Genomic DNA, 26,153 nt, shown 5'->3' on the forward strand with positions numbered 1-26,153 from the left:
CCCAGGTTTTCCCCCACTGTGTTCTGACTGACTGATAGATAGAAAGGAAAGCCGATCAATGCCCCAGGTGGATCCCGAACTCTTCGACCGTGGCCAGTTCCAGGCCGAACTGGCGCTGAAGGCGAGCCCTATCGCCGCCTTCAAGAAGGCTATCCGCCAGGCCCGCGAGGTGCTCGACGAGCGCTTTCGCAGCGGCCGGGACATTCGCCGGCTGATCGAGGACCGCGCCTGGTTCATCGATAACATCCTGCAAAAGGCCTGGGAACAGTTCACCTGGAGCGAAGACGCCGATATCGCCCTGGTCGCGGTCGGCGGCTATGGCCGTGGTGAACTGCACCCCTACTCCGACATCGATTTGCTGATCCTGCTGGACAGTGCCGATCATGAGATCTTTCGCGATTCCATCGAGCGTTTTCTGACGCTGTTGTGGGATATCGGCCTTGAGGTCGGCCAGAGCGTGCGCTCGGTCGACGAATGCGCCGAAGAAGCCCGTGCCGACCTGACCGTCATCACCAACCTGATGGAAAGCCGCACCATCGCCGGCCCCGAGCGCCTGCGCCAGCGCATGCTCGAAGTCACGAGCACCGCACACATGTGGCCCAGCAAGGATTTCTTCCTGGCCAAGCGTGCCGAGCAGAAAGCCCGGCACCACAAGTACAACGACACCGAATACAACCTGGAACCCAACGTCAAAGGCTCGCCGGGCGGGCTGCGGGACATCCAGACCATCCTGTGGGTCGCCCGCCGCCAGTACGGCACCCTGAACCTGCGCGCCCTGGCCGGCGAGGGTTTTCTGGTGGAAAGCGAAAACGCCCTGCTGGCCTCGTCCCAGGAATTCCTGTGGAAAGTGCGCTACGCCCTGCACATGCTCGCCGGGCGCTCCGAAGACCGCCTGCTGTTCGACCACCAGCGGTCCATCGCCACCCTGCTCGGTTTTGAAGGCGAAGACGCGAAGACCAGCATCGAAAGCTTCATGCAGCAGTACTACCGGGTGGTCATGAGCATTGCCCAGCTCAGCGACCTGATCATCCAGCACTTCGAAGAAGTGATCCTGGCCCCGGAAGACGAAGCACCGCCGCAGCCGATCAACGCGCGTTTCCAGCTGCACGACGGCTATATCGAGGCGCGTAGCGACAACGTGTTCCGCCGCACCCCGTTCGCCATGCTGGAAATCTTCGTGCTGATGGCCCAGCAGCCGGAAATCAAAGGCGTGCGTGCCGATACGATCCGCCTGTTGCGGGAAAACCGTCACCTGATCGACGATGATTTTCGCAATGACATCCGCAACACCAGCCTGTTTATCGAACTGTTCAAATGCAAGATCGGCATCCACCGCAACCTGCGGCGGATGAACCGCTACGGGATCCTCGGGCGTTACCTGCCGGAGTTCGGTTTTATCGTCGGGCAGATGCAGCACGACCTCTTCCACATCTACACGGTGGACGCCCACACCCTGAACCTGATCAAGCACCTGCGTAAGTTGCAGTACACCCAGGTCTCAGAAAAATTCCCGCTGGCCAGCAAGCTCATGGCCAAGCTGCCCAAGCCCGAGCTGATCTACCTGGCCGGCCTGTATCACGACATTGGCAAAGGCCGGCATGGCGATCACTCGGAAATCGGTGCGGTTGACGCCGAGGCCTTCTGCCAGCGCCATCAGTTGCCGTTGTGGGACAGCCGCCTGATTGTCTGGCTGGTGCAGAACCACCTGATAATGTCGACCACCGCCCAGCGCAAGGACTTATCCGACCCGCAGGTGATCCACGATTTCGCACAGATCGTCGGCGATGAAACCCGCCTCGACTACCTGTACGTACTGACCGTCTCCGATATCAACGCCACCAACCCGACGCTGTGGAACTCCTGGCGCGCCAGCCTGTTGCGCCAACTCTACACCGAGACCAAGCGCGCCCTGCGTCGCGGCCTGGAAAACCCGGTGGACCGCGAAGAACAGATCCGCCGTACCCAAAGCGCGGCCTTGGATATCCTGGTGCGCGGCGGCAACGACCCGGACGACGTCGAACAGCTCTGGTCGCAACTGGGTGATGATTATTTCCTGCGCCACACTGCCGGCGATGTGGCCTGGCACAGCGACGCCATCCTCCAGCAACCCGCCGATGGCGGCCCGCTGGTCTTGATCAAAGAAACCACCCAGCGCGAATTCGAGGGCGGCACGCAGATCTTCATCTACGCGCCCGACCAGCACGACTTCTTCGCCGTGACCGTGGCCGCCATGGACCAGCTCAACCTGAACATCCATGACGCCCGTGTGATCACCTCCAGCAGCCAGTTCACCCTCGACACCTACATCGTGCTCGACACCGAAGGCGAGTCGATTGGCGACAACCCGGCGCGGGTCAAAAAGATTCGCGAAGGGCTCACTGAAGCGCTGCGCAACCCGGATGACTACCCGACCATCATCCAGCGCCGGGTACCTCGCCAGCTCAAGCATTTTGCCTTCGCCCCCCAGGTGACCATCTCCAACGATGCACAGCGCCCGGTGACCGTGCTGGAGCTCAGCGCGCCGGACCGTCCGGGCCTGTTGGCACGGATCGGCGGCATCTTTTTGGAGTTCGACCTGTCGTTGCAGAATGCCAAGATTGCGACCCTGGGCGAGCGCGTGGAAGACGTGTTCTTCATCACCGACGCCGATAACCAGCCGCTGTCCGACCCGGAGCTGTGCCGTCGCCTGCAGGACGCGATCGTCCAGCAGCTGAGCGTGACCCAGGAACCCGGTGTCGAACTGACACGACTGACCATTTAATCAGCGCCGCCCCCAGTTTTTAACGCCTTGCACGAGATCCACCGATGAACAACGCCCTGAACCAGCTGCAGCCCTACCCGTTCGAGAAACTGCGCGCCCTGCTCGGCAGCGTCACGCCCAACCCAAGCAAACGCCCGATCGCGCTGTCCATCGGCGAACCGAAGCATAAATCCCCGGAATTCGTGGCCAAGGCGCTGGCAGATAACCTCGACCAGATGGCGGTCTACCCAACCACCCTGGGCCTCCCGGCATTGCGCGAGGCCATCGGTGCCTGGTGCGAACGTCGCTTCAATGTACCCAAGGGCTGGCTCGACCCGGCGCGCAATATCCTGCCGGTCAACGGCACCCGCGAAGCACTGTTCGCCTTCACCCAGACCGTGGTCAACCGCGGCGACGATGCCCTGGTGGTCAGCCCCAACCCGTTCTATCAGATCTACGAAGGCGCCGCGTTCCTGGCCGGGGCCAAGCCGCACTACCTGCCATGCCTGGATGCGAACGGTTTCAACCCGGATTTCGACGCCGTGTCGCCGGACATCTGGAAACGCTGCCAGATCCTGTTCCTGTGCTCCCCCGGCAACCCGACCGGCGCGCTGATCCCGGTTGAAACCCTGAAAAAACTGATCGCGCTGGCCGACGAGTATGACTTCGTCATTGCCGCCGACGAATGCTACAGCGAGCTCTACTTCGACGAACAAACCCCGCCGCCAGGCCTGCTCAGCGCCTGCGTGGAACTGGGCCGCGAGGACTTCAAGCGTTGCGTGGTGTTCCACAGCCTGTCCAAACGCTCCAACCTGCCAGGCCTGCGCTCCGGCTTTGTCGCCGGCGACGCCGATATCCTCAAGGCATTCCTGCTTTACCGCACCTACCACGGCTGTGCAATGCCGGTGCAGACCCAATTGGCCAGCATTGCCGCCTGGCACGACGAAGCTCACGTAAAAGCCAACCGTGACCTGTACCGCGAGAAATTCGACGCGGTGCTGGCAATCCTCAAGCCGGTACTGGACGTGCAAAGCCCGGACGGTGGTTTCTACCTGTGGCCGAACGTGGAAGGCGACGATGCTGCATTCTGCCGCGACCTGTTCGTGGAAGAACACGTCACCGTGGTGCCGGGCTCGTACCTGTCACGCGAAGTGGATGGCTTCAACCCCGGCGCCGGCCGTGTGCGCCTGGCACTGGTTGCGCCATTGGCCGAGTGCGTGGAAGCGGCCGAGCGGATTCGGGATTTCATTCAGCGTCGCCGGTAAGCCCCTCACGGGTCATTTCACTTGACCCAGGTTTGCCTCACTCATATCCAGACCCGCCAATACCTCCCTCAAGACGTCATCACCAATCTGGTGATGACGGCTCAAGCTGTACAACTCCAAGCGCTGCGCACGCAGCGCCTTGAGCCGAAGCTTGCGCTCAAGCAGATCCATTTGCTGAGCGAGCGCCTGGGCCTCGGCCGAATCGTTGAACACCTCCAATTGATGACGGTATTCCGACATCAACCGCGCCTTGAGTTCAGTGGCGAGCGCGGCCTGGGCGGCATCCTGGGTTTCGGTTTCAGAGGGTTCATCTGCCTCCAGGGCATGGATGGCCGCGACGGCGGTTTTTTTCCAGGCCTCACGCACTTCGTTGTGGCGCTTTTCATCCGGGCTCTTTTCGATGCCGCGCAGCAACAGCGGCAAGGCGATGCAGGCGGCGATCAGCGAGAGCAGGATCACCCCGGCGGCGATGAAAATCAGCAGGTCACGCTCCGGGAAGTCCTGCCCCGGCGCCAACAGCAAAGGCACCGACATCACACCGGCCAAGGTCACCGCCCCGCGCACACCGCCGATGGTCAACAGCCAACAGGAACGGGCAGTAGGCACCAACGTCAGCTCGCTTTTCCCCCGTAGCCGCCGCAACAGGCCCGACAGCCGCCATATGCTCTGTACCCAGATAAATCGCAACACCAGCAGCACCAGGAAAATCGCGATCACGTCCAGGCAGCGGTACAACAACGTCGGCCAGAGCGTGGCTTCATGGCTTACCACGGCCTTGATGATGTCTGGCAGTTGCAGGCCGAGCAGCAGGAAGATCAGGCCGTTGAAGGCAAATTCCAGCAACGACCATACACTGCGGTTGAGCAAGCGCGTGCTGGTCTGGCGCGGCAGCAGATCAAGCCAGCTTTGCATCATGCCCGCCGCCACCGCCGACAAAATCCCCGAAGCCCCCAAGCGTTCGGCCAGCACATACGCGGCAAACGGTAGCAGCAGCATGAAAACCACGTGGGTGGCCGGATCATCCCAACCGCGGGCGATCATCCAGGCGCGCAATCGGCCAACCAGCCAGCTCAACGCCACCCCGACCGCCAGCCCACCCATGGCCACCAGGACAAAGGTGAGGCTGGCATCCGCCAGTGAAAACACGCCGGTCAACGCTGCCGCCAGGGCGAACTTGAAGGTCACCAGGCCCGAGGCATCATTCATCAGCGCCTCGCCCTGGAGCATATGCATCAGGGGTGTAGGTAAACGGTTCTGGGAAATGGCCGACACCGCCACGGCGTCCGTCGGCGACAACACCGCCGCCAGGGCGAAGGCCACCGGCAACGGAATCGCAGGCAACAGCCAGTGAATGAAGTAGCCAGCACCGACCACGGTGAACAGCACCAGCCCCACCGCCAACGTCAGGATCGGGCCGCGCAGGCGCCACAACTCACGCTTGGGCATGCGCCAGCCATCCGAGAACAACAACGGTGGCAGGAACAGAAACAGGAACAACTCCGGGTCCAGCGCCACATGCAGCCCCAGCGTGGGCCAGGCCAGCAAGGCACCCGCCGCAATCTGCACCAGGGGTAACGGCAGCGGGATGATGCGCCCCACCAGACGCGAAACGCTGACCAGCATCAGCAGGATAAGAACGGTGTAGGCGGTTTGCATAACGCGGGTTTCCCGGACGATCGACTTGCAACGACACACATCAGGCAACAACTGGCCGTTGAAGTGCCATATTACCTGGGTATGTTACCCACCTATGCTGCGTGCTGGCTTTTGCACAATAGTCGCACGGTGCTGACGAGCGGCACCCAAAGCCGCTGGTCGTGGCATAATCCGTGACCTTTCAGTTTCATTTGTCCAAAAGGGGGCAATTCCTTGACCGCTTCAAGCAAAACGTTGCACCTTTTCGGCATCAAAGCCTGCGACACCATGAAAAAGGCGCGCACCTGGCTCGATGAGCACGGTGTCAGCTATGAGTTCCACGACTACAAAACGGCCGGCATCGATCGCGAACACTTGACCCAATGGTGCAACGAGCACGGTTGGCAGGTGGTTTTGAACCGTGCGGGCACCACCTTTCGCAAACTCGAAGACGAACGCAAAGCCGATCTCGATCAGTCGAAAGCCATTGAACTGATGCTCGCACAACCCTCGATGATCAAGCGCCCGGTGCTTGATCTCGGTGACAGAACCCTGATTGGCTTCAAGCCAGATAGTTATTCGGCGGCCCTCAAGTAGGCCAGCCCTTCCATTTTTGTAGAGGTAACAGCATGTCCAATTCCCTGTTCAGCCTGGGCTTCGGCGTCGGCACTCAGAACCGCCAAGGTGCTTGGCTGGAAGTGTTTTACGCACAACCCTTGCTCAACCCATCGGCTGAAATCGTTGCCGCCATCGCGCCGATCCTTGGCTACAGCGAAGGCAACCAGGCGATCACCTTCACCGTCGCCCAGGCCCTGCAACTGGCGGATGCGCTCAAAGGCGTCGATGCCACCCAGGCAGCCTTGCTGAGCCGCCTGGCGGAAAGCCACAACCCGCTGGTCGCCACCGTGCTGGCCGAAGACGCCGCGTTGACCTCCACGCCTGAGGCCTACCTCAAGCTGCACCTGCTGTCCCATCGCCTGGTCAAGCCTCACGGCCTGAGCCTGGCCGGTGTGTTCCCACAGTTGCCGAACGTGGCCTGGACCAGCCAGGGCGCAATCGACATCAATGAACTGGCCGAACGCCAGTTGGAAGCGCGCCTGCGCGGCGAAGTGCTGGAAGTGTTCTCGGTGGACAAGTTCCCGAAAATGACCGACTACGTAGTGCCGAGCGGCGTGCGTATCGCTGACGCCGCGCGTATCCGCCTGGGCGCCTATGTGGGCGAAGGCACCACCGTGATGCACGAAGGTTTCGTCAACTTCAATGCCGGCACCGAAGGCCCGGGCATGATCGAAGGCCGTGTGTCGGCGGGTGTGTTCGTCGGCAAGGGTTCGGACCTGGGCGGCGGTTGCTCCACCATGGGCACCCTGTCGGGCGGCGGCAATATCGTGATCAAGGTCGGCGAAGGCTGCCTGATCGGCGCCAACGCCGGTATCGGTATCCCGTTGGGCGACCGTAATACCGTGGAATCTGGCCTGTACGTGACCGCCGGCACCAAGGTTGCGCTGCTCGACGAGAAGAACCAACTGGTCAAGGTGGTCAAGGCGCGCGAACTGGCCGGCCAACCGGACCTGCTGTTCCGCCGTAACTCCGAGACCGGTGCCGTGGAATGCAAAACCCACAAATCGGCCATCGAACTGAACGAAGCGCTGCACGCTCACAACTAAGCAGCCACTCGATGCCACTAGCGGGCCGCGCCTTCGAGGCGCGGTTCGCTTATACGAGTCTTGACCCCATGCTTGTGCCCTCTCCCTGGCGCGCCGACTTTCCGGCCATCGCCACCCTGCAACGGCAAGACCAGACCTATCTGGATAACGCCGCCACCACGCAAAAACCTCAAGCCCTGCTGGATGCCATCGGCCATTACTACGTCAATGGCGCTGCCAACGTGCACCGTGCCCAGCATTTGCCGGGGGCCCATGCAACACAGGCGTTCGAGGACAGCCGCAGCAAGGTCGCGCAATGGCTGAATGCAGGCGACAGCGGGCAAATTATCTTTACCCACGGCGCAACCTCTGCGCTGAACCTCCTGGCCTATGGCCTTGAGCACTTATTCAACGCGGGCGATGAAATTGTCATCAGCGCCCTGGAACACCACGCCAACCTGCTGCCCTGGCAGCAGTTGGCCAAACGCCGCGCGCTCACACTGTTGGTATTGCCGCTGGGCGATGATGGCGTGATTGACCTTGAAGCCGCCGCCGCACTGATCGGCCCGCGCACGCGACTGCTGGCGGTGAGCCAGTTATCCAACGTCCTCGGTGCCTGGCAGCCGCTGGAAACCCTGCTACCGCTGGCCCGCGCCCACGGTGCCCTTACGGTGGTGGACGGGGCACAGGGCATCGTCCATGGCCGGCATGATGTGCAGGCCCTGGGTTGCGACTTCTATGTATTTTCCAGCCACAAGCTGTATGGCCCGGATGGCGTCGGCGTGCTGTATGGCCGCAACGAAGCCCTGCATCACCTGCGCCACTGGCAATTCGGCGGCGAAATGGTGCAACAGGCCGACTACCACAGCGCCAGCTTTCGCCCTGCCCCGTTGGGTTTCGAGGCCGGAACCCCGCCGATTGCCGGCGTGATTGGCCTGGGCGCGACCCTGGACTACCTGAACTCCCTGGATCTGCCGGCGGTGGTCGCCCATGAAGCGGCCCTGCATGACTACCTGCTGCGCGGGCTGAAAGCTCGCAACGGCGTACGCGTACTGGGAGCGCCACAGGTGGCGTTGGTCAGCTTTGTAGTCGAAGGCGTGCACAACGCCGACCTTGCCCACCTGCTGACTGAGCAAGGCATTGCAGTGCGCGCCGGCCATCATTGCGCAATGCCGCTGCTCAAGGCGATGCATTTGTCGGGAGCGATCCGTGTATCCCTGGCGCTGTATAACGACTCCGATGACCTGGAACGCTTCTTTGAAGCCCTGGACCAGGCGCTGGATATGTTGCGGTGAGCCTGCCAGTGGATGCGCTGGCTGCGCTGGAAGCCTTCCAGTCTGTCGGCAGCTGGGAACAACGCGCGCGAATGTTGATGCAGTGGGGTGAACGTCTGCCCGCATTGGCGAATGAAGATAAGGTCGATGCCAACCTGGTGCAGGGCTGTGAGAGCCTGGTGTGGTTGGTGGGGCGCCTGGAGCAGGGTCATTGGCAATTCGCCGCGAGCAGCGATGCGCGGATGATTCGTGGCTTGGTGGCGTTGCTGCTGGCGCGGGTCAACGGATTATCGACGGCTGAATTGCAGGCGGTCGACTTGCCCGACTGGTTCAATCAGTTGGGGCTTTCCCGCCAGTTGTCGCCGTCGCGCAGCAATGGTCTGAATGCTGTCTTGCAGCGCATGCGCGAACTCAGCCATACACACAACTGAATGTGGGAGGGGGCTTGCCCCCGATGAGCATGGGTATCTACACAACTTTGGCTCAACGCTGAACGCGCGGCAGATAGGGCTGTTGTGGCGAGCGGGCTTGTCCCGCGTTGGGCTGCGAAGCAGCCCCAGTCAAGAAGAACGCGGTGTATCAGACACTCTGTAGAGGCTGGTTTTGGGGCTGCTGCGCAGGTCCTGCCGGGTTACCCACGGATTCAAGCCTGCGTTCGGCCAGCGTGGTTTAACGGGGCGCCTAAGATCAAGATCAAGATCAAAAGCCAAAGCCAAAGCCAAAGCCAAAGCCAAAGCCAAAGCCAGAGCCAGAGCCAGAGCCAAAGCCAGAGCCTGAGCTATTGAGCATTTCGGCACTGTTATCGAGCGTTTCGGCACAGTAACCACGCTTTGCTCAACCTAGAATCGAGCTTCACTTTAGGACTCAGATGGAGTCGCGATGAAAATCAGATTAATCCTGCCTGCACTTTCCATGGCAGTGACATTCAGTGGATACGCTGCCGATTTCGTACTGACCAGCCGGGATATTGCTGACAATCGTCCGCTGACCAGTCGCGAAGTGTTCCAGGGCTTCGGGTGCGAAGGTGGCAACACGTCTCCTGAGCTTTCCTGGAAAGACGCCCCTGCGGGGACTAAAAGCTACGCGATCACTGTTTACGATCCCGATGCACCCACCGGTAGCGGTTGGTGGCATTGGACGGTGGTTAACCTGCCAGCTTCCACCCATAGCTTGCCAAGAGGTGTAGGGGCGAACTTGCCCGCAGGTGCCGTACAAGGGCGAACCGATTATGGCCAGCCGGGGTTCGGTGGCGCTTGCCCACCTGTCGGAGATAAACCCCATCGCTATCAATTCACCGTATGGGCATTGAAAGCCGATAAGCTACCGCTCGACAACCAGGCCAGCGGAGCCTTGGTAGGTTACATGCTCAACGCCAACGTCCTGGCCAAAGCGACCATTACTTCAACGTACGGACGTTAAGAACGATGCGCCCTTGTGACGGCATACAGCACCGGGAAAACATTATCGATGCATGTGTCATACGGGCGCGACAACCCCTCACCTTGCCAAGGGTGCCGGTGTTCGTGACCACCTTGTGTCGAGTGCGGCAGGGGGAAAAACTGTTGCAATGGGATGACCGGGAGATGCGCGCGGGGCCTCAGCATCTGATTCTGATGCCGGCCGGGCGCGAGCTTGGTATCTCCAACTTTCCTGGCCCTCACGGTCACTACATCGCCGATGCGGTGACCTTTCCCGTCTCGACATTACGTAACTTCAGCACCCGATATAGCCAGCAGATTGTGAGCGGTCGCGGTGCACTGAAGACCGATCTCTGCGTTCCTCTGGACAGGCACACAACCCAGGCATGGGAGCAGTTGTTGGCCGCCATCAATGGGAACGCCCCACAGGCACTATGCACACATTATGGGGAAGCGGTTCTTCTGAGCCTATGCCTTGGCGGCCAGGTCGGGCCTCTGCTGATGGGGCGCAACGATCCACTGTGTGAACGTGTGCAGCAACTGGTAATGGCCAGGCCGGAGAGAGACTGGACGGTCGCGAGCATCGCACAACACATGAACCTGGGTATGTCGACATTGCGCCGCCAACTGGCGAAAGAGGGTAATAGTTTCAGGAATATTTTGGAGGGCGTTCGACTGTCGGCAGCATTGCAACGGTTGCAAACGACTTCTCGCCCGATCGGTGAAATTGCCGGCGCCTGCGGTTATGCCTCGGCCTCACGTTTTGCTGTGCGCTTTCGCTCACACTATGGCCTGTCACCGCGTGAATTGCGGGCGGCGATTTGAGCATTTTCCTTCCCCTGCTTCGTACAGCCCGCCAATCGAGTGAAGCGCCTGCTCAGCTTGCCGTTCCAACTGCACCGATTCGTTGCCAGGGCAATCCAAGTACCCGTGCCTGAAGTGGCAAAACTTTGTAGCAGCTTACCGTCGGCTGCTACAAAGCTTTCGTGGATACCCATGGTTATCCGGGGCAGGCCCCCACATGTGACCGGGTGGGTTTCAAGAATAATGCTCAGGACTTGGGCGGGTTGACCTTTTGCACCAGTTCGTAAGTGCGCAGGGTTGCCGGGCGTTCCTTGATACTGTTGAACCAGCGATGAACGTGTGGGAAATCTTCCAACCGCTGGCTCTGCCACTTGTGGGAAACGATCCAGGGGTAAATGGCCATGTCGGCAATGCTGTAGGCCTCACCCGCCACGAACGGACGATCCGCCAGGCGTCGATCCAGTACCCCATACAAACGCGCGGTTTCATCCACATAACGCTTGATCGCGTAGGGGAGCTTCTCCGGTGCAAATTGGCTGAAGTGATGGTTCTGGCCCGCCATCGGCCCCAACCCGCCCATTTGCCAGAACAGCCATTGCAGTACTTCCTGGCGACCGCGCAGGTCCTGGGGAATGAACTGGCCGGTTTTTTCCGCGAGGTACAGCAGGATTGCACCGGATTCAAACAGTGAAATCGGCGCGCCGCCGTCGTTCGGGTTCTGGTCGACGATGGCCGGGATGCGGTTGTTGGGAGCGATCTTCAGGAAGTCAGGCTTGAACTGGTCGCCCTGGCCGATGTTGATCGGGTGCACCTTGTAGGGCAGCCCGGCTTCTTCCAGGAACAGCGATACTTTGTGACCGTTAGGGGTGGTCCAGTAATACAGGTCGATCATGAAGCTCTCCAAATGAGCGAATGCCTGCATGTATAGGTGATGATCGACGGGTCATAATTCAATGAAACATTTACGTCTAAGGTTAGAAGCCTTTCAGGCTGCGCTGTCTGCCCACGCCCGCAGTGGCGGTTGCGCGTAGCACACCATAGCCTTCGGCTGAAAGCGTGGGGGCGCCTCCATTGCCTGGGCACATGGGGGGGAGCTTGATTCGTCGGGAGACGGGGGGAGGGGGTTGCAGTGCCAGCGCAAGTCCTGGACTTGGAGCGCCGTCAAGCATGTGGGAGTTTTGCTGCCCCTCGCAGGGAGTGACTCTCTAAAGCCACCAGGACAGTTGCTCCCACATTTGGGGCTACCGCGCGGCTTACGCCCCGTGGCACTTCTTGAATTTTTTCTCACTGCCGCATGGGCACGGATCGTTGCGACCAACGTCCTTCAACGCATTGCGCACTGGCTCCTGGTGAGCGTGGCCGCAGTTCGGGCCGTGGACATGGCCGTGGTCGTGATCATGATGATCGTGATCGTGGTTGCAGTCAGGACCATGGACATGGGGTTGCTGAGTCATCGATGTCGCTCCGGAATAAAATCGCCGGGTATTATCTCGCCATTGTGGGCCACCTGCACGTCATACTCGATGAATAATCCGGTTTTCAGCTCGCCGTCCAGGCGATAAGGCACGGGCTGGTCGGGTTTTTTCAGCATCTGCACCACATCGCGTATCTGCGGCCATAGGTTGGTGCGCACCGACACCTTGAAGAACGCGTGGCCGCGCGGCGGTACGGTGAGCCACTCATTGGACTCGCCCTCGGTCAGCACAAAGTCGCCCAGGGTGACCTTGTAGATCAGGCCGCGCACGGTCAGGTCTGCGTCGTCGCGGTTGTCCACGCGGAAATACAGCTTGAATTTCTGCTCAAGCAACTTGGCCCGTACCACCTCCACTTTCACCAGGGAGACGTGGGGCGGCGGCGAGTCGTCTTCAAACCAGGAGGCGCAGCCCGTCAGAGTGAGGGTCAACGCCAGCATTAAGCTGTACATCCGGTGCATGGCGCTGTCCTGTCATGGGGTTAGAGGTAGCTGGCGCAGCACTTCTTGAACTTCTGCCCGCTGCCGCACGGGCAGGCATCATTGCGCCCGGCCTTCACGTCCACGGTCGGGTCGATGAAGTACCAGCGCCCCTCATTCTGTACGAAAGAAGACTGCTCGCGGTGGCTATGTTCGCCGGTGCTGTCATGCCAGCGCGCGGTAAACGTCACAAAGGCGTGCTCCGGCTGGCCGCCGAATACCTCGGAGCTTTCGACCTCAAGGCCCAGCCAGGTGCTCTGCAAGCTCCAGGCACTGATGGCGTCGCGGTCCAGGCCGGCCTGTTGCGCAGGCAATGTGGTGCTCACCAGGTAGTCGACCAGGCCCAGCACGTAGGCGCTGTAGCGCGAGCGCATCAGGGCGCTCGCGCAGGGCGCCGGGTGGCCAGCGTGATAATGGCCGCAGCAGGCATCCAGCAGGTTACCGCTGCCGCAGGGACATATGGATGTACTCATCGGGTTACCACCAATACTTTCCGAAGTTTTCCGGGTTGGCCCAGAAGCGTGCGTTGAGCCAGTCCGGCACCTGTTTATAGTCAAGCAGATCATAGGTGAACAACGTCAGGACCTGATCAAGGCGCTGGAAGCGCTCGCCGGCCTGCAGGGCCAGGGAGAAAAAGTCGGTGTCCTTCCAGTCGCAGGCGGCCAGGTCTACCAGTACCGCGATGCGGCTTGCGTTGAGGTTACGAATGCCGCCAAGCAAGGTCAGTCCTTGAGGTTTTGACAGGTGCTCCAGGCAGTCGACCACCAGTGCCAGGTCAAAACGCTGCGCTGCCAGTTCCGCGGGCAATGCCCCAGGCTGTGCGATGAACACCTGGGTGTCTGGGTGCGCCGCCTCAAAGGCCTCCAGTGCCGGGAATTGGCTGGAGCCCAACAGCAGCAGGCGTTTGGGCTGGTGCAGATCGAGCAAAGCGGCCAGCGCTTGCTGGGGCGTACGGGAAGAAATACCAGCGGTCATCAGAGATCCTCACATCATGACCCTAGAGACTAGCGCGGCTGAGCGTGCGGGCCTAGAGCGGGCGGTAGCGAAAAGTCCTACAAGTGCGGCGATCCTCAATGAATACGGGGCGTGGCGTAGTGGCGCAGTTGAAAAGAGCCGTCTTTACTCCACCCATCGGCCCCCGCCGATCCCTCAGGAGAAATCAGATGAGCATCATGCGGACAGTTCTACCTTTGGTTCTGCTAACCGGAGTATTGACAGGTTGCGCAGGCTTGCAAAAAACCGATTGGCCCACCTGTGCCGCTGCCGGCGGCGTGACCGGCGCGGCGATTGGCGCGACGGAAAGCTCGGCCTACGCCGGTTATGGCGCATTGCTGGTCGGCGGCATGGCCGGCGCGTATTGCTGGGTTCATGGCGACGCGGATGAAGACGGCGATGGCGTGCCGGACAGCCGTGACAAGTGCCCGGGTACTCCGAAGGGCGTGCAGGTCGACGCCAATGGCTGCCCACCTGCGCCGCCAGCGGCGGTGGTAGAGGAAGTGGTGGTGGTCAAGGAAGAAACCATCGTGATTCGCGATGTGCACTTCCAGTTCGACTCGGCCAAATTGACGGCTGCGGACAAGACCAAGCTCGACACCATCGCCACTCGCCTGAAAAAGGAGGCCCCAAGTGCCCAACTGCGGGTCAGCGGCCATACCGACAGCGTCGGCAAAGACGCCTACAACCAGAAACTCTCGGAAAAACGCGCGCGCTCGGTCACCGACTACCTGATCAGTGCCGGCGTGCCTCGCAGCAACTTTGTGTCCGTGACCGGCGCGGGTGAAAGCCACCCGGTGGCCGACAACAAAACCGCTGAAGGCCGCGCATTGAACCGCCGCGTGGAAATCCAGATCAACCGCTGACAGCCCTTGCCCCTGTGGGATTCCACAGGGGCATTGTTGGCGATCTTCGTTGAAATCGCTCCTTTCTCAAGTTTTTTGATCCTTCACTGGCAAATCGCCTGTAGAAGTCGTTACTGTGCGCCCAAAGAAAAATTTGAAAACACTCAGGAGCCCCATGATGCGTAAGGTTTTTCTGTTGGCCCTGTTGGTCAGCCCCGTTGCCCTGGCCCAGAGCGTCAGTGTTGAAACCAATTCGTTGATGCGCCTGCCTTCCAGCACCAGCGTGTTGCAACTGGAGCGCCTGGACGTGGCGGATTACGGCACCTTGCTGATCCCGGCCACGATCAGCCAGGTCACGGTGGATCAACTGCACCTGGGCCGTGAGGCGCGCATTACCATCGCGCCGGGCAACACAGGGTTGCAGTTGCAAGTGCGCCAGGCGCAGTTGGAACACGGCAGCCAGATCACCTCGCGCGGTGCCCCTGGCACCCATGAAAAACCGGCCAAGGCCGGGCGCGACCTGACCTTGCGTATCAATGCACTGGCCGCTGAAACATTGTCGGTGGATGCCCGTGGCGGCGCGGGTGCACAAGGGTATGCCGGCCTGGATGGCGCCAACGGTGAAGACCCGGGTTGTACCTGGGGTTCGGCCGGGCGGGGGGCCAATGGAGATAATGGCGGCGACGGCCTTCCCGGTGCAGCGGGAGCGCAAGTACGCCTCGAGCTGCCGCAGGACTTTCCGAGCGAGCGGATCAAGGTCTGGGTCGATGGTGGCCCGGGCGGCTTGGCCGGTACGGCGGGTAAACCTGGCAAGGGCGGGCAATCCAAAGGCTGCCTGGTGTACCGCGCTGATGGCGGCGAAAAAGGCCGCCCAGGTTTGGAAGGCCAGCCGGGGCCAGCTGGGCCTGCGGGCTCTGTGACCATCCAACGACTTTGAGTCGTCGGGTCTGACGCCCTCGGGAGCACGTCGCACCGACCTGCTCCCGAGCCAGGTTGAAGGTCGCCTCAGAACATCGGCCGCGCCGAAGCAATCGCCACCAGCAACAACCCCACGATCAAATTGATCCCTACCAACTTGCGAATCTGCCCCAGCGCCGCCGCGCCCGCCGGCCAGTCTTCAGCCGCTACCGCCGTGCGCAGTTCCGGGAACTTCAACGCCTGGATGCGGATAAACAGCGCGGTCATCACCACATACAAGCCCATCATCACCTGCACATAGCGCGGTGCGGTCTCGAACCCGCTGAAGCGCAGGTGCAGCAGGCCAACGCCGCTGATCGGCAAAACCAGCACCGCCACCCAGACCCACACGAAAAAACGTTGAAACACATTTGCCCACAACTTGAGTCGGGCAGGGCCCTCAAGGGCCGCCACAGCGGCGGGGCGCAGGATCATCCAGGCGAAAAACATGCCGCCGACCCAGATCAGGGCGGCCAATACATGCAGGGTGTAGACGAGGCTGAAGACGGTCATTGTGGTACTCCGTTCTGCGCGGGATTAATTAGCGGGGTATGATAGCGGCCGATTCGAACCACTGAAAATTTATCCAGCGTTTTTTGCGCCCGACTATCCATGATCAGCACTGAACTCAAAACCACGATCCAGGGCGCCTATACGCGTTTTCTCGAAGCCAAGAGCTTGAAACCGCGCTATGGCCAACGCCTGATGATCGCCGAAGTGGCCAAGGTCCTCGGGGATATCGACACCGACGACGAAGGTCGCCGCGAAGGTGAGCCTGCGGTCGTGGCCGTCGAAGCCGGCACCGGTACCGGCAAGACCGTGGCCTACAGCCTGGCCGCGATCCCGACCGCCAAGGCCGCCGGCAAGCGCCTGGTGATCGCCACCGCCACCGTCGCCCTGCAGGAGCAGATTGTCTACAAAGACCTGCCCGACCTGATGCGCAACAGCGGCCTGAACTTCACCTTCGCCCTGGCCAAGGGGCGTGGCCGCTATATGTGCCTGTCCAAGCTCGACGTGCTGTTGCAGGAAGGCCATGCGCAAACCGCCACGGCGTCGCTGTTTGAAGAAGAAGGCTTCAAGATCGAGGTTGATGAAGTCAGCCAGAAGCTGTTTACCAGCATGATCGAGAAATTGGCTGGCAATAAATGGGACGGCGACCGCGACAGCTGGCCCACCGCCCTGGAAGATGCCGATTGGGCGCGCCTGACCACCGACCATAGCCAGTGCACCAACCGCCATTGCCCGAACTTCGGCCAGTGCGCCTTCTATAAGGCACGGGAAGGCATGGGCAAGGTCGATGTGATCGTCACCAACCACGACATGGTCCTGGCCGACCTGGCCCTGGGCGGCGGCGCTGTACTGCCGGACCCACGCGACACGCTCTACGTCTTCGACGAAGGCCACCACCTGCCCGATAAGGCCATCGGCCACTTCGCCCACTACACGCGCCTGCGCTCCACCGCCGACTGGCTGGAGACCACCGCCAAGAACCTCACCAAGTTGCTCGCCCAGCACCCCTTGCCCGGCGACCTGGGCAAGCTGATCGAACAGGTGCCGGAGCTGGCGCGCGAGATCAAAACCCAGCAGCAGTTCATGTTCAGCGCCTGTGAACAGGTGGCCGACTTTAAACCTGGCGAAGACGTGGAGGGCCGAGAGCGCCCGCGCCATCGTTTTGTGGGTGGGCTGATCCCCGAGCACATGCGCGAAATGGGCGTTGAGCTCAAGAAAGGCTTTTCGCGCCTGACCGACCTGTTCACCCGCCTGACCGACCTGCTCAAGGAGGGCATGGACGGCGAGGTGAATATCGGCATCGCCAGCAACCAGGCCGAGGAATGGTACCCGCTGTTCGGTAGCCTGCTGTCCCGTTCCCAGGGCAACTGGGAGTTGTGGACCGCGTTTACCGCCGAAGACCCGGAAGACAACCCGCCCATGGCGCGTTGGCTGACCCTGTCGGAAAGCGGCGCGCTGTTCGATATCGAGGTCAATGCCAGCCCGATCCTGGCTGCCGAAATGCTGCGCCGCAACTTGTGGAATGTCGCGTATGGCTGCCTGGTAACCTCGGCCACGCTGACCGCCCTGGGCACCTTCGACCGCTTCCGCATGCGCGCCGGCCTGCCGAAAAAGGCGGTGACTGCTGTGGTGCCGAGCCCGTTTCATCATGCCGACGCCGGCGTGCTGCGCGTGCCCGACCTCAAGGCCGACCCTCGGGATGCGCCGGCTCACACGGCCGCCATCATCCGTGACCTGCCGTCCCTGGTGGAAGGTTCACGCGGCACCCTGGTATTGTTTTCCTCACGCAAACAGATGCAGGACGTGTTCGATGGCCTCGACCGTGACTGGCGCAAGCAAGTGTTTATCCAGGGCAACCTGTCCAAGCAGGAAACCCTGAACAAGCACAAGGCGCGGGTCGATGGCGGGGATTCCAGCGTGCTGTTCGGCCTGGCCAGTTTTGCCGAAGGCGTGGACTTGCCCGGTGCCTACTGTGAGCACGTGGTCATCGCCAAGATTCCGTTCTCGGTGCCGGATGACCCGGTCGAGGCTGCCTTGGCCGAGTGGATCGAGGCGCGGGGCGGCAACCCGTTCATGGAAATCTCGGTACCGGATGCTTCACTGAAGCTGGTGCAGGCCTGCGGGCGCTTGCTGCGTACCGAAGAAGACCGCGGCACCATCACGTTGCTCGATCGGCGCTTGGTTACCCAGCGCTATGGCAAAGCCATCCTGAATGCGTTGCCGCCATTCAGGCGCGAAATTTCTTAAGCCACCGTGGGCGAATTCGCCCACTTCGTGGTCTATCTCACTGCTATCGCTTTATGTCATCAGGCCATTCACCGGCCGTTTGGGAGAACCTTGCTCGTATGATTCGCACGCTGCCCGCCCTTTTTGCCCTGCTGTTCGCCGCGCCCTTGATGGCCGCGCCCAGCGGGCAACAAACATTGTTCAACTTCGTCCGGCCTGCCGATGTGGTCAAGGTGGCGACCCAGGACGCCAGCCTGCCGCAATACAACGCCGAACAAACCCCGGAAGGCGAGGTGCTGCGCCGCATCACGTTCAACCCGGCCGCCGAACCGAGCCTGGTGCTGAGCCCGCAAAGCGGCGTGTGGGACTGGTCGCAGTCCGGCGCCATGAGCCTGCGTATCCAGAGTGCCATGGACTGGGCGTTGACCCTGTACGTCAAGGTGCAGAGCAACGACGGCAAGACCCTGGTCAGTCGCATCGACCTGCCTGCGGGCCCGGCCCAGACCCTGCTGGTTCCGTTGCAAGCCAACTCGCCGCTGAGCCAGGGCATGAAGGCGGGCCCGCCGATGCCGATCACCGTCGACGGCCAGCGCGTGTTGCTGGCCAGCAGCGCCGGGGAGATCGACCGCAGCCAGGTGGTCTCGGTGACCCTGTCGATGATCAAGCCCAATGTTGCGCAAAGCATCCTGCTGGAGCGCTTCGGCGTGCAGGACAGCGAGCCAGCGTTCAAGGCTGCCTACAGCAACCTGGTGGACGCCTATGGTCAATCCACGCGTGCGCGCTGGCCGGAAAAGGTCAGCAGCGACGAACAACTCAAGGCCGCCGCTGCCAAGGAGCAGCAACAGCTCAAGACGTGGCTGGCCGAGCGGGATAAGTCCGCACTGGATCAATACGGCGGTTGGAACAAAGGGCCGGCGTTCGATGCCAGCGGCTTTTTCCGCACCGAGAAACGTGACGGTCGCTGGTACCTGGTGACGCCGGAAGGCCACCCGTTCTACTCCCTGGGCGTGAACACCGTGGCGTCGGATAACAACCAGACCTACGTGGCGGGGCGTGAATGGATGTTCGGGGCGTTGCCCCAGGCTGGTGAACCCTTCGACAAGTACTATGGCAGCAGCGATCATCGCACCGGCAATGGCGCAGGCGAAGGCCGCAGCTTTGCGGCGGGGCGCTGGTACGATTTCTACCGCGCCAACCTGCAGCGTACCTACGACACTGATGGTTACGACCAGAAGCGCTGGATCAGCCACACCCTCGACCGCCTGCAGGCCTGGGGCTTCAACACCATCGGCAACTGGAGCGCGGCGGACCTGGCCACCGCCGACCGCGTACCGTACACCTTGCCGCTATCGATCGTCGGCGATTACGCCAGCATCAGCACCGGTACCGATTGGTGGGGCGGCATGCCCGACCCGTTCGACCCTCGCTTCGCCATGGCCACTGAGCGCGCCGTAGCCATCGCTGCCCGCGATCACCGCGATGACCCGTGGCTGATCGGCTTCTTTGCCGACAACGAACTGGCCTGGGCCGGCCCCGGTGATGATCCCAAGTCACGCTATGCCCTGGCCTATGGCACGTTGCGCATGACCACCGACGTCCCGGCCAAACGTGCGTTCCTCAAGCAATTGCGCGACAAGTACCGCAATGAAGAAGGCCTCTCCAGGGCCTGGGGTATCCACCTGGCGGGCTGGGAGTTGATGGAAGACCCAGGCTTCGAACCGCCGATGCCGAGTCCTGAGCACCCAGAAATCGAAGCCGACTTCAAATATTTCCAGAAAACCTTCGCCGACACCTATTTCAAGACCATTTCCGATTCGTTGAAGTGGCATGCCCCCAACCAGTTGCTGCTGGGTGGCCGTTACGCCGTGAGTACGCCGGAAGCCGTGGCCTCCTGTGCGCAGTATTGCGACGTGTTGAGCTTCAACATGTACACGCTCAAGCCTCAGGACGGTTATGACTTCGCTGCGTTGCGCGCATTGGACAAGCCCGTGTTGATCACCGAATTCAACTTCGGCTCTGCAGACCGTGGCCCGTTCTGGGGCGGTGTGACGCAGTTGGCCAGGGAAGAAGACCGGGGGGCGGCGTATGCGACCTTCCTCAAGCAGGCCATGGCCGAGCCGTCGATCGTCGGCGTGCATTGGTTCCAGTACCTGGACCAACCGGTTACCGGTCGCCTGCTGGACGGTGAAAACGGCCACTTCGGCTTGGTTGGCATTACCGATATCCCATTCCAGGGGTTTGTCGACAGCGTGCGCAAGAGCAACCTGGCGGCGGTCGACCAACTGGGCAAGGAAGCCGAAAAGGCCAAGGCGGCCAGTGCAGTGCATGAGCACGAAGGCGGTAACGCGCATGATGGCAAAGGTGCGGGGCAGGGCGCTGGGCACGCCGGCGGGCACTCTGGAAATGGTCATTGATTCAGTGGTGACGGGTTCACAAATCCTACAAGGGCTGGAACAATGTCAGCCACTTTTTATGGCGTTTTCCGAGGGGGCTTAGGTGCAGGTTCAGGGTCATTACGAACTTCAGTTCGAAGCGGTACGTGAAGCGTTCGCCGCCTTGTTCGATGACCCGCAGGAGCGTGGTGCCGGGCTTTGCATCCAGATCGGCGGGGAAACGGTAGTCGACCTGTGGGCCGGTACCGCCGACAAGGATGGTGCCGAGGCCTGGCACAGCGACACCCTCGTCAACCTGTTCTCGTGCACCAAGACGTTTACTGCGGTCACGGCCCTGCAATTGGTCGCCGAAGGCAAACTGAAGCTGGATGCGCCAGTGGCCGATTATTGGCCGGCGTTTGCGGCGGCGGGGAAGGAAACCATCACCCTGCGCCAGTTGCTCTGCCACCAGGCCGGATTGCCGGCGATCCGCGAAATGCTGCCCGCCGAAGCGCTATACGACTGGCAACGCATGGTCGACACCCTGGCGGCCGAAGCGCCGTGGTGGACACCGGGCCAAGGCCATGGCTACGAGGCAATCACCTATGGTTGGCTGGTCGGCGAATTGCTGCGCCGTGCCGACGGGCGCGGCCCGGGTGAATCCATCGTGGCGCGGGTTGCGCGGCCGTTGGGATTGGACTTCCATGTAGGGCTGGCGGATGAAGAGTTTTATCGCGTGGCTCATATAGCGCGCAGTAAAGGCAATATGGGCGATGAAGCCGCACAACGTTTACTGCAAGTAATGATGCGTGAACCGAACGCCATGACGACGCGGGCATTTGCCAACCCACCTTCTATTCTGACCAGCACCAATAAACCCGAATGGCGACGCATGCAGCAGCCGGCGGCAAATGGTCACGGTAATGCGCGCAGCCTGGCGGGTTTTTATAGCGGTTTGTTGGACGGTAGTTTGCTGGAAAGCGACATGCTCGAACAATTGACTCGTGAACACAGTATTGGGCCGGATAAAACCTTATTGACTCAGACCCGTTTTGGCCTGGGCTGCATGTTGGATCAACCGCAGTTGCCCAATGCAACCTTCGGCCTTGGCCCGCGTGCGTTTGGGCACCCTGGCGCGGGTGGTTCGGTGGGGTTTGCCGACCCTGAACATGATGTTGCGTTCGGTTTTGTGACTAATACGTTGGGGCCGTATGTACTTATGGACCCTCGTGCGCAGAAGTTGGTCGGAATATTGGCCGGTTGTCTGTAAACCCCTTGCTGTTTCACGTTTTTTTGTTACAAATGCAAGTATAAGAAGACGCTGAGCGAAATGTTGTAACTTTAATGTTCTGGAAGCGTCTGTTTAACGGGTCATCCAGACCCCCCGGTTTTTTTCTCATTTTGTGGATATCTCATGTTATCGAACAAGTCCTTGGCACTGGCGCTGTGCCTCACTATTACTGGTTGCGCACAAACTCCACAAAATGATGCCGAAGGGGGGCATTGGTGGTCATTTGGATCTGATAAGGCTGCCACCAAGGACGCAGTGAGCCAAACCGACGCCAAGCCGGACGCTAAACCTGCCGCTGGCGCCAAGCCTGCTGCCCCGGTCGCTGCTGCTGCTGCCCCAGCTCCAGCCCCAGCCCCAGCGCCGGTTGCCAAGGCTGACACCGGCTCCAGCTGGTGGCCGTTCTCCTCCAAGAGTGCCGACGAAAAGGCCGCCGATGCCAAGGCTGACCTGACGGCCGACCTCAAGGCCGCGACGCCGGCACCCGCCGCCGCGCCAGCTGTCGCCAAGAATGACACCGAAACCCACTGGTGGTGGCCGTTCGAAAGCAAGCCCAAGCCACTGGCCAAGGTCGACGTGACCAACGTACCGATGCCCGACCCGAAAATCACCCAGGCCTGGCTGGACGACTATGAACCGCGCCTGCGCGCCGCTATCAAGGACAGCAACCTGCAACTGGAGCGCCGCGATAACGTATTGGTGGTGATTGCCCCGGTAGACGGCTCCTACAACCCGAAACGCCCGGCGATGTTGTTGCCGGTTACCCTGGGCCCGTTCACCCGCGTTGCCAAGGCTGTTGAAGCCGATCCGAAAACCGCCGTACTGGTGCTGGGCCACGTGGATGCCACCGGTTCCGCTCCGGCCAGCCAGGCGTTGACCAAGGAGCGCGCGCAGTCCATCGCTTCGATTTTCAGCCTCAGCGGCCTGAAGCAAGACCGCTTGATGCTGCGTGGCATGGGCGACCTTATGCCGCGTGCCGCCAACGACAGCAATCAGGGGCGTGCGCTGAATCGTCGCATGGAAATCATGTTCACTCAGCGTACAACGATGTTGGCCTTGCTGAGTAAGTACAACTCCGGCAAGACGCCACCTGTCGCTGAAATGGTTGCCGTGCAGGATGTTCCAGCGCCGGCACCGGCTGCCAAGACTGCGGCGAAAAAGGCGCCTGTCGCCAAGAAAGCCGCCGCCAAGCCAGCTGCCAAAAAGGCCCCAGCCAAGCCGGCTGCGAAGAAACCGGCTCCGGCCAAAGCCAAGGCTGCTACGCCGGCGGCGAACGACCAGGCGAAAAACTGATCCGTTGAACCAGAAGGATAAAGTCGCATGACCCAGGCACTGGCCGATATGCGCCGTGACTACACACGGGACGGTTTGAGCGAGGCCCAGGCCCCGGATGAGCCGTTTGCCTTGTTTCACCAGTGGTTTGCCGATGCGGTGAAAACCGAGCAGCCACCGGTGGAGGCCAATGCCATGACCCTGGCCACGGTAGACCAGGACGGTCGTCCGCACTGTCGCATCCTGTTGCTCAAGGGCCTGGATGCACAGGGCTTTACCTTCTTTACCAACTATCAGAGCGCCAAGGGCGAACAGCTCGCGGCGCGGCCGTTCGCGGCCATGACCTTTTTCTGGCCGACCCTGGAGCGCCAGGTGCGCATTGAAGGGCGGGTCGTCAAGGTGACGCCCGAAGAGTCGGACGCCTATTACCAGGTCCGCCCCCTGGGCAGTCGCCTGGGCGCGTGGGCTTCCCCGCAGAGCCAGGTCATTCGTGATCGCGAGGCGCTGCAGGAACTGCTCAAGGCTACCGAACAGCGTTTCAGCGACACCCAGCCCGACTGCCCCGAGCACTGGGGTGGCTACCGTTTGCTGCCCGAGCGTATTGAGTTCTGGCAAGGCCGCGCCAGCCGCCTGCATGACCGCCTGAACTATCGCCTGCAAGGCGCGGACTGGACCCGCGAGCGCCTGGCGCCCTGAGCGGCACCTTTCGTCATCTCTCCTGAATCAAGCCGATCACACCGAAGTCTCTGTTCAAGAGTCTTCGGGCGTGTAGTGCTGTGCGGCGTTCTTTAGCCAGAGCGGCAGGTCGTTCCGCTTGATCTTCAAGGCCCGGGCCTTCTCTAGCTGTTGCAGCATAAAGGCGCGCTTGTGCAGGTCGTTGCCCGCCAGGGACAGCGCCAGGTCGCGGTCTATCCAACGCCTGATGCGCACGTACAACCAACCATGGAAGTACAGACCAGCGGCGGTAATGACTACAATGATGAAATAATCCATGAAGTTCCTGGTTATGTTGAGCGTGCTACCGTTCGTCGGTATTTTGGGTACTGGCAGTCTGTACTCAGGCTGAATGAAAGCAATTTTCTGCCGGGCTTGCCGTGACAGGCGTCAAGCTGCAGCGTCTAATGAATACCTGTCCTTTGGAGTTGATGCTATGCGTAAGTCCGTTTTACTGGTTGCCTGCTTTACCACCCTGTCGCTGCTGCTGGGTGGCTGCGCTTCGAGTCTGACCGGCGACTCGTACTCCCGTGACGAAGCGCGTCGTGTGCAGACCGTTCGCATGGGGACCATTGAATCCCTGCGTCCGGTGAAAATCGAAGGCACCAAGACCCCAATCGGCGGCGCAGCGGGTGCAGTCATCGGCGGTGTCGGCGGCAGCGCCATCGGCGGCGGCCGTGGCAGTATCGTTACCGCAGTCATCGGCGCCGTTGCTGGCGGCCTGCTGGGTTCGGCCACTGAAGAAGGCCTGACCCGTACCCAGGGCGTGGAAATCACCGTTCGTGAAGACGACGGCAGCATGCGCGCCTACGTACAGGCCGTGCAGGAAAATGAAATCTTCCGCATCGGCGACCGCGTGCGCATCATGACCGTTGATGGCACCAGCCGCGTGACTCGCTAAACGTCAGTCGTAGAAACACAAAACCCCAACCGGGTGACTGGTTGGGGTTTTTTTATGGGGGCGGCCAGTGCGCGGCTGGCGTTGTGTCTGTCCAGGTACGCACGACCTGTGACGAGGGAGCAAGCTCCCTCGCTACAATGATGCGCGTCGCCGAACCTCTCAGGCCTTCTTGCGACTTGCCATCGCCGTCACGCCATACCCAATACATGCCGCCAATATCGACCCGGTCAGGATCCCCATTCGATCTTCCCCGGCAAACTCGCTGGCGCCCGGCACAAAGGCCAGTGAGCCGACAAACAGGCTCATGGTGAAGCCGATACCGCACAGGATCGCCACGCCAAATACCTGGCCCCAGTTGGCACCGCTGGGCAGGGCAGCGAGGCCGGTCTTGATGGCCAGCCAGGTGAGGCCGAACACGCCGATGGTCTTGCCGATCAGCAGGCCTAGGGCGATGCCCATGGGCACATGGTGGGTAAAGCTTTCCAGGCTGACGCCGTTGAGGGACACGCCGGCGTTGGCGAAGGCGAACAGCGGCAGGATGCCGTAGGCCACCCATGGGTGAAGCGCGTGTTCCAGGGTCAGCAGCGGCGAAGGTTCGGCATTCTTGGTACGCATCGGGATGCAGAACGCCAATGTCACGCCGGCCAAGGTGGCATGCACGCCACTTTTCAGCACGCACACCCATAGGATCAACCCGATGATCAGGTAAGGCGCGAGCTTGATCACACCTAGGCGGTTCATGGCAATCAAGGCGATCAAGCACATCCCCGCGCCGGCCAGGGCGGCACCGGAGAGGTCGGCGGAATAGAACACGGCAATCACGATGATCGCGCCAAGGTCGTCAATAATTGCCAGGGTCATCAGGAACAGCTTCAGCGACACCGGCACACGCTTGCCCAGCAGGGCCAGCACGCCCAATGCGAAAGCGATGTCGGTGGCCATGGGGATGGCCCAGCCGGAGAGCGCCGCCGGGTAATCCTTGTTGATCGCCCAGTAGATCAGCGCCGGTACCACCATGCCGCCGATGGCCGCAGCGCCCGGCAGGACCACTTGCGATGGCTTGGACAAGTGGCCGTCCAGCAGCTCGCGCTTGACCTCCAGGCCGATCAGCAGGAAAAACAAGGCCATCAGGCCGTCGTTGATCCACAACAGCGCGGGCTTGGCGATGTTCAACGCGCCAATCTGGGCCACCACCGGTACCTCGAGAAAGGCCCCGTAGAGGTGGGACAGCGGTGAGTTGTTGATGATCAGCGCCAAGGCGGCCGCCGCGATCAATAACAGACCGCTGGCGGCTTCCAGCTGGAAGAAACGGGTAAAAGTGCTACGCAGAGCCAAGGGGTGCTCT

General features: G+C 61.2%; 25 protein-coding genes. 16 read left to right on the top strand and 9 right to left on the bottom strand.

The window, feature by feature from the left end; all coding sequences use genetic code 11:
• Nucleotides 1-58 precede the first annotated feature (58 nt).
• Together A7317_RS06380 and dapC are read left to right on the top strand one after the other, a co-directional pair.
• Nucleotides 59-2,761, top strand: coding sequence for a [protein-PII] uridylyltransferase (locus A7317_RS06380; RefSeq protein ID WP_024073823.1), 2,703 nt, complete (start codon nucleotides 59-61; stop codon nucleotides 2,759-2,761).
• Nucleotides 2,762-2,805: 44 nt separating this feature from the next.
• Nucleotides 2,806-4,005 carry a succinyldiaminopimelate transaminase gene (gene dapC / locus A7317_RS06385; RefSeq protein WP_069075392.1) on the top strand — a complete coding sequence of 400 codons (1,200 nt, stop codon included), beginning with the start codon at nucleotides 2,806-2,808 and terminating at the stop codon, nucleotides 4,003-4,005.
• 12 nt (nucleotides 4,006-4,017) lie between these two features.
• Here dapC and A7317_RS06390 read toward each other — a convergent pair whose 3' ends face one another.
• Nucleotides 4,018-5,661: a Na+/H+ antiporter gene (locus A7317_RS06390; protein WP_069075393.1), complete on the bottom strand. Its 1,644-nt coding sequence runs from the start codon at nucleotides 5,659-5,661 to the stop codon at nucleotides 4,018-4,020.
• A 267-nt stretch (nucleotides 5,662-5,928) separates the two neighbouring features.
• Here A7317_RS06390 and A7317_RS06395 point away from each other — a divergent pair, with 267 nt between their 5' ends.
• The 6 genes from A7317_RS06395 to A7317_RS06420 all read left to right on the top strand — a co-directional run bounded on the left by A7317_RS06395 (nucleotide 5,929) and on the right by A7317_RS06420 (nucleotide 10,800).
• On the top strand, nucleotides 5,929-6,237 hold the full coding sequence (locus tag A7317_RS06395; RefSeq protein ID WP_229999207.1) for an arsenate reductase: 309 nt from the start codon (nucleotides 5,929-5,931) through the stop codon (nucleotides 6,235-6,237).
• A gap of 32 nt (nucleotides 6,238-6,269) precedes the next feature.
• Nucleotides 6,270-7,304 carry a 2,3,4,5-tetrahydropyridine-2,6-dicarboxylate N-succinyltransferase gene (gene dapD / locus A7317_RS06400; RefSeq protein ID WP_024073820.1) on the top strand — a complete coding sequence of 345 codons (1,035 nt, stop codon included), beginning with the start codon at nucleotides 6,270-6,272 and terminating at the stop codon, nucleotides 7,302-7,304.
• Nucleotides 7,305-7,372: 68 nt separating this feature from the next.
• Nucleotides 7,373-8,578, top strand: a complete 1,206-nt coding sequence (locus A7317_RS06405; RefSeq protein ID WP_069075394.1) for an aminotransferase class V-fold PLP-dependent enzyme — start codon at nucleotides 7,373-7,375, stop codon at nucleotides 8,576-8,578.
• Nucleotides 8,575-8,988, top strand: a complete 414-nt coding sequence (locus A7317_RS06410; protein ID WP_069075395.1) for a SufE family protein — start codon at nucleotides 8,575-8,577, stop codon at nucleotides 8,986-8,988. Before A7317_RS06405 ends, A7317_RS06410 begins: the two co-directional genes overlap by 4 nt.
• A 448-nt stretch (nucleotides 8,989-9,436) precedes the next feature.
• On the top strand, nucleotides 9,437-9,976 hold the full coding sequence (locus A7317_RS06415) for a kinase inhibitor (protein ID WP_069075396.1): 540 nt from the start codon (nucleotides 9,437-9,439) through the stop codon (nucleotides 9,974-9,976).
• Between the two features lie 5 nt (nucleotides 9,977-9,981).
• Nucleotides 9,982-10,800, top strand: a complete 819-nt coding sequence (locus A7317_RS06420) for a helix-turn-helix transcriptional regulator (protein WP_069075397.1) — start codon at nucleotides 9,982-9,984, stop codon at nucleotides 10,798-10,800.
• 226 nt (nucleotides 10,801-11,026) lie between these two features.
• Here the strand turns inward: A7317_RS06420 and A7317_RS06425 are convergent, their stop codons facing one another.
• The 5 genes from A7317_RS06425 to A7317_RS06440 form a co-directional block, all read right to left on the bottom strand.
• Nucleotides 11,027-11,671 carry a glutathione S-transferase N-terminal domain-containing protein gene (locus tag A7317_RS06425; RefSeq protein ID WP_069075398.1) on the bottom strand — a complete coding sequence of 215 codons (645 nt, stop codon included), beginning with the start codon at nucleotides 11,669-11,671 and terminating at the stop codon, nucleotides 11,027-11,029.
• A 361-nt stretch (nucleotides 11,672-12,032) separates the two neighbouring features.
• Entirely contained in the window at nucleotides 12,033-12,233 is a 201-nt protein-coding gene (locus tag A7317_RS29840) for an SEC-C metal-binding domain-containing protein (RefSeq protein ID WP_003189235.1), read from the bottom strand.
• Complete coding sequence (locus A7317_RS06430; protein ID WP_024073865.1) at nucleotides 12,230-12,712, bottom strand: LEA type 2 family protein; 483 nt, start codon at nucleotides 12,710-12,712, stop codon at nucleotides 12,230-12,232. The genes A7317_RS29840 and A7317_RS06430 overlap by 4 nt, the downstream gene beginning before the upstream one ends.
• A gap of 20 nt (nucleotides 12,713-12,732) precedes the next feature.
• Nucleotides 12,733-13,203, bottom strand: coding sequence for a YchJ family protein (locus A7317_RS06435; RefSeq protein WP_024073866.1), 471 nt, complete (start codon nucleotides 13,201-13,203; stop codon nucleotides 12,733-12,735).
• 4 nt (nucleotides 13,204-13,207) lie between these two features.
• Complete coding sequence (locus A7317_RS06440) at nucleotides 13,208-13,705, bottom strand: DUF6231 family protein (RefSeq protein ID WP_024073867.1); 498 nt, start codon at nucleotides 13,703-13,705, stop codon at nucleotides 13,208-13,210.
• 188 nt (nucleotides 13,706-13,893) lie between these two features.
• Here A7317_RS06440 and A7317_RS06445 point away from each other — a divergent pair, with 188 nt between their 5' ends.
• Both A7317_RS06445 and A7317_RS06450 read left to right on the top strand, forming a co-directional pair.
• Complete coding sequence (locus tag A7317_RS06445) at nucleotides 13,894-14,589, top strand: OmpA family protein (RefSeq protein ID WP_069075399.1); 696 nt, start codon at nucleotides 13,894-13,896, stop codon at nucleotides 14,587-14,589.
• 157 nt (nucleotides 14,590-14,746) lie between these two features.
• A complete protein-coding gene (locus A7317_RS06450) occupies nucleotides 14,747-15,505 on the top strand; it encodes a hypothetical protein (RefSeq protein WP_041160858.1) in 759 nt (252 codons plus the stop codon).
• Nucleotides 15,506-15,573: 68 nt separating this feature from the next.
• Here the strand turns inward: A7317_RS06450 and A7317_RS06455 are convergent, their stop codons facing one another.
• A complete protein-coding gene (locus A7317_RS06455) occupies nucleotides 15,574-16,038 on the bottom strand; it encodes a CopD family protein (protein ID WP_024073870.1) in 465 nt (154 codons plus the stop codon).
• A gap of 99 nt (nucleotides 16,039-16,137) precedes the next feature.
• On the opposite strand from A7317_RS06455, the gene dinG reads away from it, so the two are divergent.
• The 5 genes from dinG to pdxH all read left to right on the top strand — a co-directional run bounded on the left by dinG (nucleotide 16,138) and on the right by pdxH (nucleotide 23,889).
• The gene (gene dinG / locus A7317_RS06460; RefSeq protein WP_024073871.1) at nucleotides 16,138-18,282 is read left to right on the top strand and encodes an ATP-dependent DNA helicase DinG; all 2,145 of its coding nucleotides are present in this window, start codon (nucleotides 16,138-16,140) and stop codon (nucleotides 18,280-18,282) included.
• Between the two features lie 98 nt (nucleotides 18,283-18,380).
• A complete protein-coding gene (locus A7317_RS06465; RefSeq protein WP_024073872.1) occupies nucleotides 18,381-20,675 on the top strand; it encodes a beta-galactosidase in 2,295 nt (764 codons plus the stop codon).
• Nucleotides 20,676-20,757: 82 nt separating this feature from the next.
• Nucleotides 20,758-21,903: an EstA family serine hydrolase gene (locus A7317_RS06470; protein WP_024073873.1), complete on the top strand. Its 1,146-nt coding sequence runs from the start codon at nucleotides 20,758-20,760 to the stop codon at nucleotides 21,901-21,903.
• Between the two features lie 144 nt (nucleotides 21,904-22,047).
• Nucleotides 22,048-23,214, top strand: a complete 1,167-nt coding sequence (locus A7317_RS06475; RefSeq protein ID WP_081329158.1) for an OmpA family protein — start codon at nucleotides 22,048-22,050, stop codon at nucleotides 23,212-23,214.
• A gap of 27 nt (nucleotides 23,215-23,241) precedes the next feature.
• Nucleotides 23,242-23,889: a pyridoxamine 5'-phosphate oxidase gene (gene pdxH, locus A7317_RS06480; protein ID WP_024073875.1), complete on the top strand. Its 648-nt coding sequence runs from the start codon at nucleotides 23,242-23,244 to the stop codon at nucleotides 23,887-23,889.
• 54 nt (nucleotides 23,890-23,943) lie between these two features.
• Here pdxH and A7317_RS06485 read toward each other — a convergent pair whose 3' ends face one another.
• Nucleotides 23,944-24,186: a hypothetical protein gene (locus A7317_RS06485; protein WP_024073876.1), complete on the bottom strand. Its 243-nt coding sequence runs from the start codon at nucleotides 24,184-24,186 to the stop codon at nucleotides 23,944-23,946.
• Between the two features lie 157 nt (nucleotides 24,187-24,343).
• On the opposite strand from A7317_RS06485, the gene A7317_RS06490 reads away from it, so the two are divergent.
• The gene (locus tag A7317_RS06490; protein WP_003189251.1) at nucleotides 24,344-24,808 is read left to right on the top strand and encodes a glycine zipper 2TM domain-containing protein; all 465 of its coding nucleotides are present in this window, start codon (nucleotides 24,344-24,346) and stop codon (nucleotides 24,806-24,808) included.
• Nucleotides 24,809-24,967: 159 nt separating this feature from the next.
• Here A7317_RS06490 and nhaA read toward each other — a convergent pair whose 3' ends face one another.
• Nucleotides 24,968-26,143 carry a Na+/H+ antiporter NhaA gene (nhaA, locus tag A7317_RS06495; protein WP_024073877.1) on the bottom strand — a complete coding sequence of 392 codons (1,176 nt, stop codon included), beginning with the start codon at nucleotides 26,141-26,143 and terminating at the stop codon, nucleotides 24,968-24,970.
• Between the last annotated feature and the right edge of the window lie 10 nt (nucleotides 26,144-26,153).

Origin of the sequence: Pseudomonas fluorescens, assembly GCF_001708445.1 — a bacterium.
Classification (GTDB): Bacteria; Pseudomonadota; Gammaproteobacteria; order Pseudomonadales; family Pseudomonadaceae; genus Aquipseudomonas; species Aquipseudomonas gorinensis.